At 50.3% G+C, this 20145-nt stretch carries 22 protein-coding genes; 5 read left to right on the top strand and 17 right to left on the bottom strand.

Features of this window, described 5'->3' with window-relative positions:
• Positions 1–62: 62 nt before the first annotated feature.
• The 6 genes from ACJJIM_RS16490 to ACJJIM_RS16465 all read right to left on the bottom strand — a co-directional run bounded on the left by ACJJIM_RS16490 (position 63) and on the right by ACJJIM_RS16465 (position 4336).
• Positions 63–1085, bottom strand: coding sequence for a hypothetical protein (locus ACJJIM_RS16490; RefSeq protein ID WP_444911500.1), 1023 nt, complete (start codon positions 1083–1085; stop codon positions 63–65).
• Positions 1086–1553: 468 nt separating this feature from the next.
• Entirely contained in the window at positions 1554–2096 is a 543-nt protein-coding gene (locus ACJJIM_RS16485; protein WP_444911499.1) for a hypothetical protein, read from the bottom strand.
• Between the two features lie 59 nt (positions 2097–2155).
• Positions 2156–3028, bottom strand: a complete 873-nt coding sequence (locus tag ACJJIM_RS16480) for a CsgG/HfaB family protein (protein WP_413663259.1) — start codon at positions 3026–3028, stop codon at positions 2156–2158.
• Between the two features lie 32 nt (positions 3029–3060).
• A complete protein-coding gene (locus tag ACJJIM_RS16475) occupies positions 3061–3480 on the bottom strand; it encodes a curli assembly protein CsgF (protein ID WP_413663258.1) in 420 nt (139 codons plus the stop codon).
• Positions 3480–3908 (bottom strand): CsgE family curli-type amyloid fiber assembly protein, encoded by a 429-nt coding sequence (locus ACJJIM_RS16470; RefSeq protein ID WP_444911498.1) that lies wholly within the window; start codon positions 3906–3908, stop codon positions 3480–3482. The genes ACJJIM_RS16475 and ACJJIM_RS16470 overlap by 1 nt, the downstream gene beginning before the upstream one ends.
• Entirely contained in the window at positions 3905–4336 is a 432-nt protein-coding gene (locus ACJJIM_RS16465; protein WP_282931332.1) for a response regulator transcription factor, read from the bottom strand. Before ACJJIM_RS16465 ends, ACJJIM_RS16470 begins: the two co-directional genes overlap by 4 nt.
• 867 nt (positions 4337–5203) lie before the next feature.
• Between ACJJIM_RS16465 and ACJJIM_RS16460 the strand changes: the two genes are divergently transcribed.
• The 3 genes from ACJJIM_RS16460 to ACJJIM_RS16450 all read left to right on the top strand — a co-directional run bounded on the left by ACJJIM_RS16460 (position 5204) and on the right by ACJJIM_RS16450 (position 8554).
• Entirely contained in the window at positions 5204–6640 is a 1437-nt protein-coding gene (locus ACJJIM_RS16460; RefSeq protein ID WP_444911497.1) for a hypothetical protein, read from the top strand.
• Positions 6641–6803: 163 nt separating this feature from the next.
• Positions 6804–7595 carry a glycerophosphodiester phosphodiesterase gene (locus ACJJIM_RS16455; protein ID WP_444911496.1) on the top strand — a complete coding sequence of 264 codons (792 nt, stop codon included), beginning with the start codon at positions 6804–6806 and terminating at the stop codon, positions 7593–7595.
• Positions 7596–7651: 56 nt separating this feature from the next.
• Positions 7652–8554 carry an MBL fold metallo-hydrolase gene (locus ACJJIM_RS16450; RefSeq protein WP_444911495.1) on the top strand — a complete coding sequence of 301 codons (903 nt, stop codon included), beginning with the start codon at positions 7652–7654 and terminating at the stop codon, positions 8552–8554.
• 64 nt (positions 8555–8618) lie between these two features.
• Here the strand turns inward: ACJJIM_RS16450 and ACJJIM_RS16445 are convergent, their stop codons facing one another.
• Both ACJJIM_RS16445 and ACJJIM_RS16440 read right to left on the bottom strand, forming a co-directional pair.
• Positions 8619–11738: an efflux RND transporter permease subunit gene (locus tag ACJJIM_RS16445; RefSeq protein WP_444911494.1), complete on the bottom strand. Its 3120-nt coding sequence runs from the start codon at positions 11736–11738 to the stop codon at positions 8619–8621.
• 119 nt (positions 11739–11857) lie between these two features.
• Positions 11858–12976, bottom strand: a complete 1119-nt coding sequence (locus ACJJIM_RS16440; RefSeq protein WP_444911493.1) for an efflux RND transporter periplasmic adaptor subunit — start codon at positions 12974–12976, stop codon at positions 11858–11860.
• Positions 12977–13110: 134 nt separating this feature from the next.
• Here ACJJIM_RS16440 and ACJJIM_RS16435 point away from each other — a divergent pair, with 134 nt between their 5' ends.
• Entirely contained in the window at positions 13111–13743 is a 633-nt protein-coding gene (locus ACJJIM_RS16435) for a TetR/AcrR family transcriptional regulator (protein ID WP_413663250.1), read from the top strand.
• On the opposite strand, the gene ACJJIM_RS16430 is transcribed toward ACJJIM_RS16435, so the two are convergent.
• The 6 genes from ACJJIM_RS16430 to ACJJIM_RS16405 form a co-directional block, all read right to left on the bottom strand.
• Entirely contained in the window at positions 13724–14188 is a 465-nt protein-coding gene (locus tag ACJJIM_RS16430; RefSeq protein WP_444911492.1) for a GFA family protein, read from the bottom strand. The genes ACJJIM_RS16435 and ACJJIM_RS16430 overlap by 20 nt on opposite strands.
• Before the next feature lie 58 nt (positions 14189–14246).
• Positions 14247–15008 (bottom strand): ABC transporter permease, encoded by a 762-nt coding sequence (locus tag ACJJIM_RS16425; RefSeq protein WP_413663248.1) that lies wholly within the window; start codon positions 15006–15008, stop codon positions 14247–14249.
• The gene (locus tag ACJJIM_RS16420) at positions 15005–15970 is read right to left on the bottom strand and encodes an ABC transporter ATP-binding protein (protein WP_444911491.1); all 966 of its coding nucleotides are present in this window, start codon (positions 15968–15970) and stop codon (positions 15005–15007) included. The genes ACJJIM_RS16425 and ACJJIM_RS16420 overlap by 4 nt, the downstream gene beginning before the upstream one ends.
• A gap of 92 nt (positions 15971–16062) precedes the next feature.
• On the bottom strand, positions 16063–16578 hold the full coding sequence (locus tag ACJJIM_RS16415) for an MFS transporter (protein WP_444911490.1): 516 nt from the start codon (positions 16576–16578) through the stop codon (positions 16063–16065).
• The gene (locus ACJJIM_RS16410) at positions 16579–17286 is read right to left on the bottom strand and encodes an MFS transporter (RefSeq protein ID WP_444911489.1); all 708 of its coding nucleotides are present in this window, start codon (positions 17284–17286) and stop codon (positions 16579–16581) included.
• 18 nt (positions 17287–17304) lie between these two features.
• On the bottom strand, positions 17305–17460 hold the full coding sequence (locus ACJJIM_RS16405; protein WP_282931343.1) for a hypothetical protein: 156 nt from the start codon (positions 17458–17460) through the stop codon (positions 17305–17307).
• Between the two features lie 84 nt (positions 17461–17544).
• Here ACJJIM_RS16405 and soxR point away from each other — a divergent pair, with 84 nt between their 5' ends.
• Positions 17545–18033: a redox-sensitive transcriptional activator SoxR gene (soxR, locus tag ACJJIM_RS16400; protein WP_282931344.1), complete on the top strand. Its 489-nt coding sequence runs from the start codon at positions 17545–17547 to the stop codon at positions 18031–18033.
• A 93-nt stretch (positions 18034–18126) separates the two neighbouring features.
• Here the strand turns inward: soxR and ACJJIM_RS16395 are convergent, their stop codons facing one another.
• The 3 genes from ACJJIM_RS16395 to ACJJIM_RS16385 form a co-directional block, all read right to left on the bottom strand.
• Positions 18127–18852 carry a dienelactone hydrolase family protein gene (locus ACJJIM_RS16395; protein ID WP_444911488.1) on the bottom strand — a complete coding sequence of 242 codons (726 nt, stop codon included), beginning with the start codon at positions 18850–18852 and terminating at the stop codon, positions 18127–18129.
• 80 nt (positions 18853–18932) lie between these two features.
• Positions 18933–19346, bottom strand: a complete 414-nt coding sequence (locus tag ACJJIM_RS16390; protein WP_444911487.1) for a VOC family protein — start codon at positions 19344–19346, stop codon at positions 18933–18935.
• Between the two features lie 82 nt (positions 19347–19428).
• Entirely contained in the window at positions 19429–20031 is a 603-nt protein-coding gene (locus ACJJIM_RS16385; RefSeq protein WP_444911486.1) for a LysE family translocator, read from the bottom strand.
• Positions 20032–20145: the final 114 nt, after the last annotated feature.

Below are 20145 nucleotides of genomic sequence, written 5' to 3'. Positions count from 1 at the left end.
GCTTGCACTTAGCCCACCAAGTTGAAAATAGGCCGGCATTTTAAGCCGGCCTATTCCTATGATTATTGAACAATAATTGCCATGTTGAAATCACCTACCTGTGTAGGTGTAGCCATGTTGGTATCGGTTGCCTGGGTCACGTTGATAGTATTGTTATTACCTGTTTGCGAGGCAACAGTAATATTAAAACTGCCAGGCTGGGTAACGACTAAGCTATTGAACGTACCATCTTGGTAGCCTTCAGAATAGTTATCTAAGCCAGTTTGGGTGACCACGCCAATATTGGTGGTGCCCACTTGCTCAGTATAAGCCCAGTGATCATCTCCAACTTGAATGTGAGTCAAGCCCTGAGTAGTACCATTTTGGAAGCCCTCGCTGTAGTTCCCATCACCTGCTGTCTGTGATGTAGTGAATGTGTTGGAAGTGCCATCCTGGAAGGAAACTGAGGTGCTGTTGGTGGCCAGGTTTTGAATAAGTACTACAGAGTTTGTGGTACCTGCCTGGATAGCGTTAACAGTGCTCGAGGTGCTGGAAGTTTGAGTGGAAGTTGCAGTATTGGTGGTTCCTGTTTGGGTTAAGATTGCGGTGTTAAATGAACCGTTAGTTTGGATAACATTACCTACATTACCGTCGCCGGACTGAGTCACCACAGCATTATCATTTGTACTGGAAACTTGGGTTACTGCTGCTGTTTGTGGACTACCACTTTGGGTGACAGTAGCAACGCTGGTATCTACAAAACTTTGTGTAGTTGTTGCAAAGTGACCGTCGTTGATTTGGGTGATAGTAACAATTGCAGTACTTGAATCATTCTGGAAGGACTCTGCGTCATTCATGTCCCCGACTTGAGTTTGGGTAATTACACCGGAATCATTAAAGCTGGTTTGCTCTGCATAAACTACGTTGTTGTCACCGGTTTGGGTTTGTGTGATCAGGTTGTTGGATACAGTGGCATCACTCTGATCAGCCGTGGCCATGTTGCCAGTGCCATTTTGGTTGAGAATGGCGGTATTGTTGGTAGCTAAGGCTCCGGTACTGGCGATCGCCAGAAGAACACTGGCGGCAATAGGTGTGTACTTAGTCATCAGTAACTCCATAGGGATGTCAAATATAGCTGTACAGCTTTTTACAAATAAAAAGAATTCAGCACCATTAGATATTGGGAGTGTTTTGTCTCAGGACACGATACGGCTGTGCCAGGCGTATGTGAGTTATCTGGAATGAAACCGACAGCTTCTAACCTTCACATTCCTTGTGAAACATCTAGCAATATCATTTTTAACAGCAGCTTGATGCTGAATAGAGTTTTGTCGTCTTTGGGTGTTGTGGCTATAGGGCAGAAGTCTCGAAACTTTAGGAAGAAAGTTCTTTTTTTTAGGTGGGGTGATAAAGCTTGTCAGAAAATTCTTTTATACGGCGCGAGGTTCAAATAATCACATTTCTGATGAATTTTCTAAGTTGCTGTAATCATTATTGTCACTTAATAAGCTTACATGAATTGAAGTAAAGAAGTCTAATCAGATGAAGGGAAACCAGAGAAGTATTATTTGTTATTAGTCATATTGGCTAATATACGTTGTTGTAGCGGTTCCGGTAACAGTGACCGAGGTGTGAAGGCCATTCCCACTTTGGTAAATATTGACGTTATGAAAGCTGCCAATCTCTTCCACATGGGCACTATTTTGTATTCCAAATTGGGATATACCCGCAGTATTGCCAACTCCATACTGGTCGATATCTATAAAATTCTCAAAACCTATTTGTATTAACATTGAATAGTTGTAATTCCCGACCTGACTCGATGTGACAATATTATCCTCACCAGATTGGGTGACCGATAAACTATTTCTATTGCCGTCCTGGTGAGCAGAAGTGTAGTTGTTACTGCCTGATTGGCGGGTATGTATGTTGTTGTTTCCACCTTCCTGGTTGATAACGGTTAAATTTGTGACGGAGTAAAGATTGGCTGCGCTTAATTCGCTCGCAACAGCCAATTCACTACTGGAATCCAAGTCTGAGCAATGGCCTAAACCCGGAAGGTTAACAACAGCCATTGCTAGGGTGGCAAAAATAATAACTCTGAATTTATGGTACATCTTTCCAGGTATCCCAATTTTAAGCCCGGCTTAAAAATCTAATTTGTCAGTCATTGATTCTACATAATGACAGTGCTGTCATTAAGGTAGTACTGCAATATCGGATTTTCGATCTCATCCGGATTGGCAAGTGCCCAAGAGTTGTGCACGATGCCTTCACTGATCAAATGAATCACAGCAGATTCCATCGCTGAAAGCATAGCAAGCTGTGCGGGTTCATTATAAGTAGTGCCAGCTTCCAATTCCAACAGGCGCCGATATTTTACGTAGCGAAATACATCGGCACTGATTGCCTTGGAGTAGACAGTTTTAGAAGTCAATACAGAGTGGAGCACCCGTCCGGAACGAATGTCTATGGCCCGCAAATTCACTGTTACCTGATCCACGCGATACTGCTCATCTGCGCCAATACCAAAGTAGCGAGCACCTGCACCACCGGTTTGAATATTTTGGTCGTAGGCAACGATACCGCCTTCTAATAAGACATTTGCAGCCACAAGTGTGGGAAGTGGCACACTGTTATTGACGGGAATATCCGGCTTGGTTAATCCTGCACGGATAATCTTCCGCTCTGTCAGCAGATTTTGCAGCCCTTCACGTTCCAACGGGATAAACCAGCCGGACTCATTGAGTACGTCCATCAGCATGGCCGCGCCACCTTGGGTGACTGCGGTAGAGAAACTGCTGTTTGGTGCGGGTTTGTACTGGCCTGTCTGATCGCGGAAACCGTATACCGCCACCAATATTTTACCCTTCGGTTGCGGAAGGTTGATCAGGTCCCGATAGGTGTTTTTCCTCGGGGTGAGCATTGCATCTGTGATGCCCGGACCAAAAAGTGCATCGCCCACATCTTTGACCGCGGAACAACTACTTAGCGTCATTAATGTCGCTACGATGGGCAAAGCTATCACTTTTTTTATTGCATTACGCATTGCCAAAGAATCCTTTGAAATTTAAACGTTCGTTAGTTTGTCGGGTTTAGCCCGCTTACAACGATTTCGCTTTTATCTCCGGTGCTGCGGTCGGTGATAAGTACTGTTAGAACACCGTCGTTATCAACGATTTGTACGATAAAGTCGTCTGTAATCAGTTCTCCACTATTACCATCACCAACATCGGTTAGAAGTTGGTTTAGCAGGCGGGTTTCCAGCGAGTCGCTGAACCTATCCAGAGCACTCGGTTGTTCATAGAGGCTGTCTGGTTTATCCGGGTCTTCGTGAGTGTCTTGTGACTGCGCATTTTGCAGAAGGTAAGTACCATTGAGTGGGTTGCCACCAAAATTAGGGTTTACCGGTTCATAGATTAATTCGGTGGCCGAGACGTGATGATATGAGAACGCCGCCAGAGAAAAAAAAGCGGTACCCAGTAATGATTTGATCTTCATTAGAATTCATCCTTACCCAAATCAAAGGTGTCTGTGAGTGAGTTGCGAACACGCGCTTGCAGTACTTCCTGGTGAATATATTGCGCGGCCTCATCGGCCAAGCGATGAATATTATTGGTGCTTGGACTGATAAAACGCCTGAAAACAATTTTGTCGTTATAGGTAACCCAGATGAGATTTCCCCAACGTGCTGAGGGTCTCTCGTAAATAGTTAAGTTGTAAGTGGCATCTGGATAATTAAGGTTTCTGTATTCGCTCATGTAGCGGGCAAAATCGTGCCCGGTACGGGTTATTGTTCGATCAATATTGAATCCACTGATTTCGTCTTCGAGTCTTCCAGAATCGGTATCTGCTGGAGGGACCTCTGTGTCATCCTGGCCAAAGGCCAGGGATGCACACAGTGTCAACATCAACAGGGTTAGTCTCATATCCTCTCTTCCTGGAGATTGAGCTTGGCCCAATTACTGGCCTGCAGCCGGTTTTTAACTCCAATTTTTCGGAAAATGTTGTACATGTGATTTTTCACAGTGTGTTCGCTGAGGTGCAATTTTGTTGCGATCACACTGTTGGGTTCACCGGTAGTGAGTTGTCCGAGTATTTCCTGTTCCCTGCGGGTAAGAGGGAGGGAGTTTTGTGGGCTGATATGTTGTCGCCCCTCGGCACTGTGAATCGCGGTATCCAATTTGTGAATAAGGTTTTCCTGACTGGTATTGCTGTCACAAAGTAGGTGAAAACCTTTCTGGCGTAACTTTTCCGATATATGAATGGGTAGGTTGGCTGGGAGATTAATCAGTAAAGCTTTTGCATGACTAATCTTCTTTAGATCTGAAAGAAACTGCTTTGAGTCAGAGCTCACACCAATTTGCCAGCAATCTATCACGATAGCCTGATAATGCTGCAGGCAGTTTTTTTGTTTTCCAATGCTAGATTTTTCCCAGGGTATGGGAATAGCTTGTGAAAACAGTGAAAATAATAGATCGCCTTGAAGGCCGGAGTTGCTAAAAAAAAGAACCGGCATATACCTCGTACCTCTCCTTGATACAGATAGATCTCTCTTAAAATAAGAGTTTGACCTTCCATCGACTCCTGTCGTTTAGGTTCCCAAAATTACCCCACGTTATCTGCCATGACGACGTGGGAGTCAGCGTAAAATTGTTTCTGCCGTGTTAGGGAAAAACACTCACTCAATGAGAATTTAGTTTGGAGTGTAGACGTAGGAGGGGTAAGGCTTAGGAAAAAATGTGCCTTATTTATGGGGTTTGAATATTTTTGTTTGGTTTGGCTGTGGTTTTTAAGTTTGGAAATGTATTGTTTTTCTCAGTCAAAGTTTTACAAGGTATGCGTGCAATTTATTTTTTTGGCATTTTGTGTCTCGCATACGGTGCTGTTTTTTTCTTTGGCAACTATTGTGCTTTATTGTTGATTTTCTCTACTCGATGTAGACGTTTATTTTTCTAATTTCTAACGGGATAAACTTAAATTGATGTAAAAGAACAACTGTTTTCAGGTAACTTTATTGATGTCACCTGTATGGTTCCGTATTGTTGGGTCGCCTTAACGGCCCTGCGTCTATATCAGCTTTCCCTGTGTTTCCAAAATTAGGGCCTGATCCCAATGGCAAAGCTGTCGTCACACTCCTGTACAAATTGTGAACTTTTGGGCGAATGTGCTGCCGGCAGCTGTTAGGATAGAGACCAATTGGGTCTGGTAAGAGGGGGTAGATATGAGTCAACTAATGCAAAGTTTACCACTTTGGCTTTGGGGTATCCTGGGCTTGATTGTTTTGTTCCTGGCCCGAGAGCCTGTACACCGCACGGTATATGCTCTGGCGCGCCTGGGACATCGGGCTTTGCGGTTTATCGCCAGTAATATCGGTGTTGTGGAACAGAGGTTGGTCGAGCGCAATCGGGAAGTGCTTTTTGCCGAGGGTAGAGACACAGCCGAGCGCCATATTGAAAGAGAGTTTGAACGTATTGAGCAAACAGTACAGCGGGATTTGGCGCTGTACCCAACATTGCACCGAAAGCTCTGTGAGCAGCTCAGCAGCCTGGATGAAGACTATGTACGCAGTGCTGAAATAGCTCCGGAACCATCAAACTGGGCCCGGGCGATTCGCGCCGTTTCGGAAATTCCTGGCAAAGAAGATCCGGTGGTAGCTGATGTTCTCGACACTATTAACCAGTCAATGCGTAAAGCTGAGTCCAAAGCTCTGGAGTCTTACCGCGAATCGACGCGGGAAAGGCATCAATTATTAAAGCGTATGCTGCCTAGTTGGCGTGCAATGCTTTCAACTTTGGGGCGCATTAACAAAAATGTAGAGTCGGTTATTCGGCGGGCCAAAGCGCTGGATGGCCATATGGAGCGCTATGAAGAGATTCTTCAGGAATCGGATAAGAGTCTTCATTTGCTATCTTCATCCTCTTTCAGCCGTTTTCTGACGGCTTCTTTGGTGTTAATGGTTGCCTTGGCTGGGGCCATGGTGAATTTTCAGTTACTGACTCAACCTATGGCAGCTGTATTGGGCACTGAAGCTTCACTTGGTGGCTATAGCCTCGCCAGTATTTCAGCTGCGGTGGTTATCTTTTTGCAGATCACTGTCGGGTTGTTAATTATGGAATGCTTGCAGGTTACGCGAATGTTTCCTGCGGTAGGTTCCCTCGGTGAGAGTACGCGTAGGTTATTGCTGGGAGTGGCTTTGGCACTCTTATTGGTTTTGGCTGTAGTCGGTGGAAATCTGGCTTTCTCGCGTGAGTTGATTTTACAGCAGCAATTATTGGGTTCTGAGCAGCTTTGGCCAATTCCTCTGGCACAGATGGGACTTGGGTTTGTGCTTCCCTTGATTCTGGCCTTTCTGGCAATTCCTTTGGAGCAGTTTATCCGTTCAGCGCGAACGGTAATTGGTATTGGGGTGGGCTTATCCCTGCGGGGAATGACCATAATACTTCGGTTTTTGGCGATGGCTTCATTGCACTTAGGTGTTTTGGTTAATCGTTTTTACGACATTGTTATCTTTGTTCCCCTCTGGTTACAGGCTTTATATGTGCGTCAGAAACAGGGAACTGGGAGTGAGGCTAAAGAACCGGCGGGGAAAGAAGAGTCCAAAAATAATACCGTGCTTGCTGACACTGATTCTGTTGCCAAATTAGTGGAGGAGGCGTGATCGAAGCTAACACTATCCAGCTTGAATACTGACAAAATAATAAGTGTGGTGAAGCATGTTTTGGTTGTCGTTCTTTTTAATTGCCCTAGTCGTTCTATTTCTTTATGCCCGGTCTGCACCGGGCAAACCTTGCCCCCTGTGGTTTCCTCAGGGGGAGGGGCCGATGGTGATCGCACATGGTAATGATTGCGGCAATGGCCTCTACCCAGGAAACACGGCGATTTACCTTGAAAAAATGGTGCAACTGGGCGTGGATGCTATTGAAGTGGATCTGTGGCTCACTGCCGACGGCCACTTAGTGTTGATTCACGACAGGGAGCTGGAAATGTTCTCTGATGGTGCGGGGTTTGTAGAGGATAAAACCTTAGAGCAGCTGCGCCAGTTAAATGTTGCCTATCTCTGGACTCGGGATGGAGAGCATTACCCCTATAGAGAAAAGCCTCTGCGAGTGTTAACTCTGGAAGAGGCGCTGGCAATGGTGGGGGATATGCCAATGATACTGGAGATTAAAAGCCGCCAGTATCGCGCTGCAAAAGTGTTGAAGGATGTGCTGGCAAAGTGTGGAAAAGGCGAGCAGGTCGTTGTTTCCTCATTTCATCAGGGGGTGATTAATGAGTTTCGTCGCCTCTGTCCGCAAGTGGCGACGGGCACGCCCACACTGGAAGCGATGTTATTTTATATTGCACAGTTACTCCGAGCAGAGAAACTGCTGCGCCCAAGCTATAGCGCGATGCAGCTGCCGATGGAGCAAAAAGGTATTCCCGTAGTTACTGAAAGTATGGTGCGCGCCGCTAATAAGAAGAAAGTCCACTTGGCGGTATGGACCGTGAATGGCACGGAAAACTACCGGCGCTATATTGATCTGGGCGTACACGGCATTGTGACTGACCGACCGGATCTGCTGTTAGAGATGTTGGCGCAGCAGCGAGAAACTTTATTGAAGCAGGCAGCCTGAGTTAAATAATCAGTTGCCGATGATATTGGAAGAAATAATAACAACGGGGAGTTTTTATGAAGAACGTAGTAGGTTCCGTCGCCCTGGCGGTTTCTGTATTGGCTGCATCTTTTGCCTCTGCGCAGGATCGGTTTGCCAATGTGGAAATTAGTAGTGAAGCCGTGTCTGGCAATGTTTATATGCTCAAAGGGGCTGGGGGCAATATTGCGGTACTGGTGGGGGAGGACGGCACCTTTATGGTGGATGACCAATACGCGCCTTTGACCGCAAAAATTCAACAGGCAGTAGCTGAGTTAGCCAAGCAACCTTTGCGCTTCGTCATTAATACCCACTGGCATGGAGATCATACCGGCGGTAATGAAAACCTGGGTAAAAGCGGCGCCCTGATTGTGGCTCACGAGAATGTGCGCAAACGGGTAAGTACCGAGCAGTTTATTGAGGCGTTTAAGCGGAAGGTTGAGCCGTCTCCTCCAGAAGCATTACCGGTGATTACCTTTACCGATGCCACTACCTTTTACTGGAATGGCGATAGGGTAAAGGTCCAGCATGTGGGGCCGGCGCACACGGATGGTGACTCCATCGTGCATTTTGCCGAAGCCGATGTGATTCATATGGGGGATATTTATTTTAACGGCAACTATCCCTTTATCGATCTCTCTTCCGGCGGCTCGGTGGATGGCATGATCGCAGCTATGGACACCGCTCTGGCAATGGCGGGGGAAGATACCAAAATTATTCCCGGTCACGGTCCTCTCAGTAATCGGGCAGAACTGCAACAGCAGCGTAATATACTGGCAGGGCTTAGGGACAAAGTGAAAGCAATGGTGGATGAGGGTAAAACCCGGCAGGAAGTGATTTCTGCAAAACCGACTGCGGAATTTGATGCGCAGTATGGCCAGGGTTTTATGACACCGGATATTTGGACCGGGATCGTTTACGACTCCCTGACGCAGTCTTAAAGAATTAAAAAAGGCGGCGCAGTGAAAACCTGCGCCGCCTTTTTTGTTGGATTACCCAGTGATTTTATTCTGTAGTGGCGTTCGGGGTCATGGGCCCGCCAAATTCAGGGCTATTTTCCACCGCCTCTTCATTGTGTTCTTCCCGCACTCGGAACCAAGCGGCATAGAGTGCTGGCAGGAACAGTAGGGTGAGTCCGGTTGCGACAATCAATCCCCCCATAATGGCGACCGCCATAGGGCCAAAGAAGTCACTGCGGGACAGTGGAATCATCGCCAATACCGCAGTCAGCGCTGTCAATACAATCGGCCTGAAGCGTCTTACCGTCGACTCGACAATTGCATCCCAGCGACTGAGGCCCTGACTGATATCCTGCTGTATCTGGTCCACCAAAATCACCGAGTTACGCATAATCATTCCCGCCAGGGCGATGGTGCCCAGCATGGCGACAAAACCAAAGGGCTTGCCAAACAGCAGCAGGAACAGGGTAACGCCGATCAGGCCCAGGGGAGCCGTGAGGAATACCATGGTGGATAGGGACATACTGCGCAATTGCAGCATCAGCAGGGTAAAGACCACCAGCACGAATAGCGGCATACCAGCATTGACCGATTTTTGCCCCCGCGCAGACTCTTCCACGGTACCACCCACTTCCAGCAAGTAGCCTGGCGGTAATTTATCTTGAATGGATTGAAGCTGAGGCCACACGGCATTGACCACGGTCGCCGGTAATTCGTCCCCATAAATATCAGCGCGCACGGTAACGGTGGGCAGGCGGTCCCGGTGCCAGATAATGCCTTCCTCAAAACCGTATTCCAGGGTGGCAATTTGGTTCAGCGGTACACTGCGGCCGCTGTCGGTTTGCACCGAGAGATTGCCCAACTGGCGCAGGGCATAGCGATCGTTTTCATTACCGCGCACACGCACATCGATCAGCTCGTTATCTTCCCGGTATTGGCTCACAGTGATACCGGTTAAGGAGCTTTGCAGAGCTTGGGACAAGGTTGCACTGTTGACGCCCATGGCGCGAGCGCGGTCCTGGTCGATATTGAGGTTGATGGATTTACTGGGTTCTTCCCAGTCCAAGTGCACGTTGGTCACCTGTGGATTATCCCGCAGGCGCTCAGCCACTTCCCGAGCCAGCCCGCGCACTTCGCGAATATGTTCGCCGGACAAGCGGAACTGCACCGGGTAGCCCACGGGTGGGCCGTTCTCCAGGCGGGACACACGGCTGCGCAGGGTGGGGAACTCCTCATTCATCGTATTGATCAGCCAGTTGCGCACTTGCTCGCGCTCTTCGACACTGCGGGTCATCACAACAAACTGGGCGAAGCTGGCAGCGGGCAGCTGCTGGTCCAAAGGCAGGTAGAAACGCGGGGAGCCGGTGCCCACATAGGCCACGTAATTTTCTACCTGATCATTCTGCGCCAACAGGGTTTCCAACCTTTTGGCCTGGTGCTCGGTGGATTTCAGCGAGGCACCTTCGGCCAGCTTCAGGTCCACCATCAATTCGAGGCGTCCGGAAGAGGGGAAGAACTGTTGCGGAACCAGTTTGAACAGAGCGAGCGAGCCGACAAAAATCGCCAGGGTGGCCGCGATCACGGTTTTGCGATTGCGCAGGCACCAGGTAATAAAGCGGCGGAAGCGCTGGTAAAAGGGTTTCTGGTAGGGGTCTTCCACTTCACCGCCTTGGCCGTGTCGCGCCAGGTTCGGCAGTAGGTAGTGGCCCAGATAGGGTACAAAGACCACGGCGGCAATCCAGGAAACGATTAGCGACAGGGTGACCACCTGGAAAATAGATCGGGTGTATTCACCGGTACCGGACTGGGCGGTGGCAATCGGTAAAAAACCGGCGGCGGTAATCAATGTACCGGTGAGCATGGGAAAAGCGGTACTGGTCCAGGCGAAGCCGGCGGCTTTTAGTCGGCTGAGCCCCTGCTCCATTTTTATCGCCATCATCTCCACCGCGATAATGGCGTCGTCCACCATCAAGCCCAGGGCGAGTACCAGTGCCCCCAGCGAGATCTTGTGCAGTCCGATATTGAAGTAGTGCATCAGCGCGAAGGTCATCGCCAATACCAATGGGATCGACAGCGCCACAATTAATCCTGGGCGGCTGCCGAGGGAGAAAAAACTCACCAGCAGTACGATACCCAGAGCTTCGGCCAGCACTTGCAGGAATTCGCCGACGCCGCGTTTTACTGCCGCCGGTTGGTCGGAGACCTTGCGCAATTCCATACCTATGGGCAGATCTTCCTGTAGTCGGGAAAAGGTTTCATCGAGGGCTTTACCCAACTTTAAAATATCGCCCCCTTCCTTCATGGAAACGGCGAGGCCGATGGCGTCCTCTCCCATAAAGCGCATACGGGGCTGGGCCGGATCGCTAAAGCCTCGGTGAACCTGGGCGATATCTCCCAGGCGCTGGGTGCGGCCATCTGCGGTAATAGGAAACTGGCGTATTTCATTGACGGAGGTGAATTGCCCGCTCACACGGATGCGCACCCGGTCGCTGACCGTATCCACAAAGCCGCCATCGGTGACCTGGTTTTGCGCTTGCAGGGCGTTTTGAACCGCAGACAGGGGAATGCCCATGGAGGCCAATTTGGTGTTGGATATTTCCACCCAAATTTTTTCGTCCTGCAGTCCCAGTAACTCGACCTTGCCTACATCCTTAACCCGCTGAAGGGCCAGTTGCAGCCGCTCAGCGTAGTCCTTCATCAGTGCGTAATCGAAGCCACTGCCGGTGAGGGCATAAATATTGCCGAAGGTGGTGCCAAACTCGTCATTGAAAAATGGGCCCTGGATATCCGGCGGCAGGGTGTGGCGAATATCCCCCACCTTTTTGCGCACTTCATACCAGAGATCGGGAATGTCACGGGAGTGCATATCGTCCCGGGCAACAAACAATACCTGGGATTGCCCCGGACGGGAAAAAGAGGAGATACGCTGGTAATCACCGGTCTCGAGTAATTTCTTTTCTACCCGTTCGGTAATCTGGCGGGACACATCTTCGGCGCTGGCGCCGGGCCAGGCGGTGTTGATCACCATCACCTTAAAGGTAAAGGGTGGATCTTCACTTTGCCCCAATTGGGTATAGGAAAAGGTTCCCAGCAGTCCCAGGACGATCATTGCGTAAAGCACCAGCGGGCGGTTTTTCAAGGCCCACTCGGAGAGGTTAAAACCCATGGCAGTTTCTCTGTTTCAAGGGCGGCTCTGCTGTTCGCGGCCGCACTTTGGAAATTGTTATCGAGGCTTTATTGGGAATTAATTTGCGCGGGCAGATTTATTGTTTCCGCGCCTGTAATTTATTCCTGATGGGCGAGAGACGGCCCCTGTTCAATAGGGCGGTTCATACGGTCCACAGGGCGCACCACCATACCTTCCTGTAACAAATGGGTACCTGCGGCGACGATCCAATCGTTGCGTTCTAGTCCGGAAAATACCGAGACAAACTCCTCACCGTAGGGGCCAAGGCTGACCGGGGTTTTATGCAGTGTTTTTGTCTCTGGATTTAATACCCATACAAATGCGGCGCCATCGTCGGCACTGACTGCTGACATCGGAACTTGCAGTACATCAGTTGTTTCCGCCCTGGGGACAAATGCCCGTGCACTCTGGCCGATTTCTACACCGCTCACTTTATTTTCGAAAGCGACCCTGGCTTCAAAGGTGCGGGATATGGGATCGGCTGCCGGCGATAGTTCGCGGATGCGTGCGGGGAAAGATTGGCCCGGTTGGGACCAGAGTTCGACAGTTAGCGGTTGGCCCACTTTAAAGCGGCTGATGGATTGTTCCGGCAGGTCGATACGCACTTCCCGTTCACCATCGGCTGCCAGCTCAAAAATGCCTTGACCTGCGGCAACGACCTGGCCGGCCTCGGCCATGCGGCGGGCGATCACGCCACTTTCCGGCGCCTTGAGTACGGCGTAGGCAGCCTGGTTGCGGGCAACATCCAGCTGTGCCTTGGCCTGCTGTAGTCGCGCTTCGCTGGCTTCGAATTGGGTTTCTACGGTATCGAATTGGGAGAGGCTCACCAGCTGCTTTTCCAATAGCTTGCGGTGGCGCGAGAGTTCACTGCTAGCCAGGCGCTGGTCTGCCTCGGCGGAAGTATGGCTGGCGCGGGCTGAATCCAGTTGTAGCAGCAGGTCTTCAGTATCCAGTTCCGCCAGGGGCTGGCCCTGTTCCACACGGTCGCCGACATTTACCAGGCGCCGCTGGATTTTCCCGCCGATACGGAAGGCCAGAGCCGGCTCGAAGCGGGCTCTTACTTCACCGGGATACACATCGGTTTGGGCGCTGGCCAGGGTGGGGCGGACCATAACAGCGGGGCGCGGTTTGGCTTCTTGTTCCTGGGATTCAGAGGGGGCACAAGCGCTCAGCAAAAGGCTGAGTGAGAGCGCAGCGAGGATTAGCATTCGGTACATATTGGCTTCCTTCCCCGGCGCTGGCGCGTCGAGGCAGATCCGTGACTGGGTCAAGCATGGCCGGGCGGCCATCAATGTTATACTGGCGAGTATAGTATATTTAATGAACTAACGAGTCTAGTATATGGAGAGCTATGTCTGAGCAGACCCAGACGGCCGCCCAGCGCGGTCGCCCCAAGGACCCGGTGAAACGCCAAGCCATTCTGGATGCCGCCCGGGACCTGTTTTTATCCCACGGTTTTGCCGCTACCAGCGTGGATGCGGTGGCCTCGGCCGCGGGAGTATCCAAACTTACGGTCTACAGCCACTTCTCCGATAAGGAGACGCTCTTTAGCGCCGCTATTGCCTCTCGCTGCGAAATGATGATGCCCCTGCCCATCTTTGCTTTAGAAGAGGGGGAATCGGTAGAGCAGGTCCTGGAGCGTATTGGCGACGCTTTTATGGGGATGGTGGAGAGCGAGGATAGCGTGCGTCTGTTACGTCTTTTGTGTGCCCTGGCATCCCAGGAGTCGGAAATGGCCCAGCTATTTTTTGATGCAGGTCCCCAGCGGATTTTGGGGGAGATAGAGCAGCTACTGCGCAGAGCCAATCAGTTACAGATGTTGAAGGTGGATAATCCCGCCGTAGCGGCGGAAGATTTTATCGGTTTGTTGCTGGGTTGCCACCATATGCAGGTCTTGATCGGCTGCCGACAAATGTCGACACAGGAAGAGCGTCGTGAGCGCGTACAAAAGGCGGTGAGAACCTTTATGTGTGCCCACCACTAGTGCCGGGATTATTGCCTGTATTCTTGGGCTGCTCCGCCATCGCGGGGCACAGGACAATATCACTGGCGACCTGGAGCCATTCAGGTTTGTTGCGGCTGTAAACATAGCGCTCGGGATAAATAAATTCCGGTGCATCAAAGGCGCCGCCACCAAAGCCCCGATATTCGGGTAGGAATTCCAGTGTCCAGGTGAGCGTGCTGCCGCAATCGGGGCAGAACTGGCTCTTTATCCAGCGACCGGCATCGGAGTAAAGAGTGTGGGTTTGCAAATGGCCCTGAAGAAAGGCTATTTGTTTCTTTTTGAAGTAGACCGATAAGCCGATGGGACTACCGCTGCGCTTTCTACACCACTGACAAGAGCACAGGCTGACCCGGCTAGGGGAGCCGTGGGCGCGAAAGCGCAGTTGCCCGCAAACGCAGCCCCCTTCATGATATTCCTCCACCATGCTAAGTCCACCGCTGTACCGCCTTTACTAAGGTTGGCACAGCGGCGTGGGGGAGGAATCAGGTTTTGATGCGGTATCCGGTGCGGAAAATCCACCAGACGGTGGTGAGACACAGCACCAGAAAGAGCAAGGTCATGCCGATACTCAGCCCCAGGTTAACATCGGCTACGCCGTAAAAAGCCCAGCGGAAGCCGCTGATCAAATAAACTACCGGGTTGAACAAGGTAATTTTTTGCCACATTTCCGGCAGCATACTGATCGAATAAAATGCACCGCCGAGAAAAGTGAGAGGCGTTATAATCATCAGCGGAATAACTTGCAGCTTCTGAAAGTCATCGGCCCAAACTCCGATAATAAATCCAAACAGGCTAAAAGTGACGGCAGTCAGCGCGAGGAATGTCAGCATCCACCAGGGGTGTACAATTTCGTAATCCACAAAAAAGCGAGCGGTCAGTAATATCAACAGCCCCAACAAAATGGACTTTGTCGCTGCGGCACCCACATATCCGGTGACGATTTCGAATGATGATATGGGAGCGGACAGTACTTCATAAATGGTGCCGGAAAACTTAGGGAAAAATATTCCGAAAGAGGCGTTGGAAATACTCTCGCTGAGCAGTGCCAGCATTACCAATCCTGGAATAATAAAGGCCCCATAACTGACTCCGTCGATATCCCCCATACGCGATCCAATCGCGGCACCAAACACAATAAAATAGAGAGATGTGGAGAGCACCGGTGAGGCGATGCTCTGCATCAGGGTGCGCCAGGTGCGGGCCATCTCAAATTTATAGATGGCGCCAATTCCATACCAATTCATGCCTGTGCCTCCTTACTGAGCTGCTCTTCCCGTTCAAGGCGGGCACCGTGAACCAAGTTGACGAAAATTTCCTCCAGGGAGCTTTCCCGGGTGTGTAAATCGCGGAATTCAATATCGGCGGCATTTAAACGGCGCAGAAATTCCGCAAGACCAGTGTCTTCGCTTTTGATATCAAAGCGATAAACCAGCTGGCTGCCATCGCTGCTGAGACTGAGTGGCAGGTCAGCAAGACTCTCTGGAATTTGTTGCAGTGGTGTGGGCAGTTGCAGGCTGAGTTCTTTCTCCCCCATTTTCTTCATCAGTGCATTTTTCTCCTCAACCAGAACCAGTTGGCCGTGATTGATAACACCGACACGATCGGCCATTTCCTCGGCCTCTTCGATATAGTGGGTGGTGAGGATAACGGTTACTCCCGACTCTTTCAGTTCGCGCACCATTTGCCACATATCCTGGCGTAGCTCCACATCGACCCCGGCGGTGGGTTCGTCGAGGAAGAGCACATTGGGCTCGTGGGATAGCGCTTTGGCGATCATCAGGCGGCGCTTCATTCCTCCTGAAAGCGTAATAATTTTGTTATCTTTTTTCTCCCATAGGGATAGCTGCCGTAGAATTTTCTCCAGATAGGCGGGATTGGGAGCCTTGCCGAATAGACCGCGGCTGAATTTCACTGCCGCCCAAACGGTTTCAAAGGCATCGGTGGATATCTCCTGGGGCACCAGACCAATCTCATTTCGGGCATTGCGATAGTCCCGCTGAATATTGTAACCATTGACAGTGACCTCACCGCAGCTCGGATTTACGATGCCGCAGATAATGCTGATCATGGTTGTCTTGCCCGCGCCATTGGGGCCGAGCAAGGCAAAGAGTTCTCCCCGCTTAATTTCCAGGTCGATATTCTTCAGGGCGGTAAACCCCTCGGCATAGGTTTTTCCCAAGCCTTTGATGGAAATAATCGATTCCACTTTTTCTCCTTGCCAAAATTACCGTACGGCTTTGGCTGTGTGTTGTCAGGTGGATTTATCGGGCAGAAAGGAGGAATACCTTTCCTGTCGGATCAGTTTCCCGATCCCAGCCCGGAAGTATATGCCAATGAGAATTCTTTTTTAATTTTAATGATGTATATCAAAGCTGCGCTGGAGGCGGCGAACATCAAAATTAAAGCCATGGATGAGAATGCACTGGAATATCCCATTTTATCAATCCAGGGCTGGCTGATGAAAGGCGAAATAAATTGCCCAAGAAAAATTCCAGTCGTCAGAAATCCCGCAGTTTTCCCTCTTTTTGACTCCGGAGCAGACTCGAGAGCCGTAGAAAAGATATGTGGTATCAGGGTACCCATTCCAAGTCCGTAGAGGGCAATAAAAGCAACTATTTCTGTCAGGTTTTGAGCGCCGGCGAGCAGCCCAAAGCTGGCGGCCATAATAGTAAAGCTTGCGACAAAAACGCCGAGCACTCCCAGTCGATTCCGGGCTCGCCGGTAAACCAATAATGAGGCGATGGCTCCCATAACATTACTGGAGGCGATAGCCATAGCAATAAGGCTGGGTGAAGAAATTTCTATCTCGCGCAACTAAAAAGGGATCTGAGTTGGAATCAGGGTAAAAGCCAGGCTATTTAAAGTTGCCGCCGCCAGTAGTGCATAAAATGCAAGCGGGTTATCCTGCTTTTCTTTTTTGGGGTCTCTGTGCTTGAAAGGCCTTACTCGCATGGGCTCCCAAAGGAAAATTTTAACTGCTGGAACTAGTAGTAAGGCCAACAAGTAAATTGCGAAGGGGGCGCGCCAATGTAAGCTGGCCAGTAGTCCGCCCAGGGTTAGAAATACGACCCCACCGATACTGATAAAAGTACTCTGCTGGCTCAAATAAGTTAGGCGTTGCTCCCGGCTGAAATAATCCCCCACCAGGGCTGTTACCGAGGTCATTGTTCCGGCCACGGCAACTCCCAATAGTAGGCGGCTAGTCAGGATACCTGCGAGATTATCCTGAAATAGGGCTAGTAGACCGGATAGTCCATAGAGTACCAGGGCTGCTTTCAATAATTGCAGGCGGCCATGGCGATCAGCTATCCAGCCTGCTAATGGAGCGCAGAGGGCGATGCTCAAAGCGGGTAGGGTCACTACCAGTCGGCTCCACAAATCACTATTGGGTGTCCCTGAGAAATACTGCTGCAGTGCAGGTAGTGACGGGGCTACAGTGGCCCCCGACATGATAGTGAGTGCTGCCAGGCACAGTAATGTGATACGGCTCTGAGACGGTATCCCGCTGGTCGTGTGCTTCATGATTATTAGTCGCTGCTTCTAGGTCCCAGGGTTTCTCTTCGCGGTATCTCCAGACTCGCGTATTTCATTAGCAAATTTGGGGTTCAGGCTTGCAGCTGCCACTAGTAGTAAGAACAGGTTTGGGGTGGCTTGACCGGCTGGTTGCGCAACGCCGTTTGCTTGGTGCTTTTCCATCACTTTTCTCCCTCGCTTGCATTAGGTTGCGCAGCAGTGTAAAACCTCAACTAATGTTTAGGTCAATGGTTGGTGGGCATTTTTATGGCAGCTGAAGAATCGGCCGAAAAAGGAGCGGTAAAGTCAAAGCAAATCAAGCGGGAGCTGACTGTTGGCGAGGTGGCCGAGCGCAGCGGCGTGGCAGTCAGTGCCCTGCATTTCTATGAAAGCAAAGGCCTGATTGCCAGCTGGCGGACCTCTGGAAATCAAAGGCGTTACTCACGGGATGTGTTGCGCCGAGTGGCCATTATCAAGGTGGCCCAGAGTACCGGGATTCCACTGTCGGAAATACGCGAGGCTTTCGGGGAGCTTCCCAATAAACGCACGCCCAATGCGGGGGATTGGTCATCACTCTCTTCTCACTGGCGTGAAGAGTTGGATCAGCGTATCCAGCAGTTGACCAAGTTGCGCGATGACCTTGAGGGATGTATTGGCTGCGGTTGTTTGTCTATGCAGAAATGCCCTTTACGGAATCCCGGGGATGAAGCTGCGGAGCAGGGAGGGGGAGCTCGCTATTTGGATTTGACCGAATAGGACAGTGGTAGCAATACACAAGTACTGCTACCAACCCCCAAGGCGTGCTTTTACCACTGCTAAAAGGCTGATAGCGGTTTTCCGGCGCTCACTTCAGGAGAAAATCTTCTCGTAAAACGCCAGAGTTCCCCGCCAGGCGTCTTCAGCGGCTTCACGGTTATAGGCCAGCGGCAGGCCGAACTTTTCTCCCCGGTCTGTTGCACAGGGGTTGGTAAATCCATGTAGGACCCCCGGGTAACTGACCAGAGTTAATTTGGCTTCGGATTCCTGCATTTCAGTAACAAACTGGCCGACCTGGTCCGGTGGAACCATCACATCGGCGCCGCCGGTGTAGACCTGTATTTCAGCATTAATAGGTTTGTTTTGTGCGGGCGTACTTCTTGCCAGTGCCCCGTGGTAACTGACTACGCCGCGCAAGTCCACGCCGACTCGAGCCATAGCGAGTACGACTCCGCCGCCAAAACAATAGCCCTGTGCTGCGACCTGGTCCGGGTCTGCATGGGGCCGCTGCTGGAGCAGTGATAATGCTGTGCGGAAGCGCGCTTCAAGGGCCACCGGGTCTTTCAGGGCTTCATCCCTGAACTGCTGTGCCTCTTGTGGATCATCGGTCTGTTTGCCTGCGCCAAACATATCCACTGCAAAAGCGAGGTAGCCGCAGTTGGCCAGTTTCTCCGCCTGCTCGCGAACAAAGGCATTGTGCCCCCACCATTCGTGTACCAGTAAAACCCCCGGCCGTTTGTCACTGATATTTTCATCCCATGCGAGATATCCGCAAAAAGTATCCCCGTTTACGGTGTAGTCAATTACTTCCGCTTCCATAGTGAGTCGCCTGGCTGATCGAGAAAGAGTCGTTGGGAAACCGGTTTGGGCCCGGCTACTCCGCAAGCGTGGCACAAACTTCAGTTGTTGCCAGTGGGTGCTCCTTTCAGCTCAATCACATTGTCCTCGGGATCTGAGATGTAAATTGACAGGCCAATTCCATCGGCACCAAAGCGCTCTTCTGCTGGCGAAAACTTTACCTGTTCCTGCGCTAAAAAGGCTTGAATACTCTCCGGATTAAAGGGTTCAACCCGGAAGCAAAAATGATCCAGGTTCCGCCCTTCCTTTCCTGGTGCTGCTCCCCCTCTCTGGCCTATAGGTTTATCAACTGGCACTAAATCTATCATGCAAGTGCCTGCGCGGAGTTGGTAGAGGCCAATATCATCCCGTTGGCGCACAATGCTGCATCCAAGAATATTTTGGTAAAAGTCGAGCATGGGTTTTAGAGATTGGACACGCAATACAATATGGTCAATATGGTGGAGCTTAATCATAGGCGACCCAAGCTTAGTTTTTACTAAGACTAGGTGGACCCTAAGGTAGTTGTCGAGTGAATTAAATGTTAGAGATTTTAAGTTAATCTGTAAAAGCCTGGCTATAGAGAAGGTAGGTAGCGCAAATAATCAGAAGGCTCCCCATGGATCTGTTAAATACTTTGCGCCGGTATTGACTCCCTAATAGTAAGTTAGCCCGATCCCCGGCAATAGCCCAAATACTTAATGATATGTAGCAAACCAGAAAGTAAATCAGGGTAAATATGAGTAAATTGCTGTGGTTATCGCTGCTGGAGAAAATAGCCACTCCAGAAAGGCAGGCGATCCAGGCCTTTGGATTGAGCCATTGCAATAAAAACCCCTGGTAAAAGCGTGGCTCCTGTAACTGCTCAATATCCGCATGATTAGTAGGTGCAGCCGCTGTTTGGTAGCCGATAAAGGCCACATAAATTGATCCTGGTATCGCAACATATCGTAGTAACTGGGGATAAATTTCTATTACCTGATAGAGCCCAAGGCCTATAGCTGCAAGTAACAGTGTAAAGCCTATTGTGGCTCCTGATACAAAGGGCAAAGTGCGGATAAATCCATAATTCACCCCGGAGGAAATGATAACCATATTCACCGGCCCCGGTGTAATGGACATAGCCAGGGAAAACCCAAACATAGCGAGAAGTAGTGACATTCGCTGCTCCTGGCAGTTATCAATTGTTTGGAGACCTTAATGGCCTGGTAGGAAAATGATTAGATACTTAAAACTGAAATATATTGTTTATAAAAATTTACTTACTAAAAAGGG

Source organism: Microbulbifer maximicatervae (SeqCode) (assembly GCF_052467615.1).
Note: the sequence above shows the minus strand (reverse complement) of the source record. Positions and strands in the feature narration are given on the sequence as shown.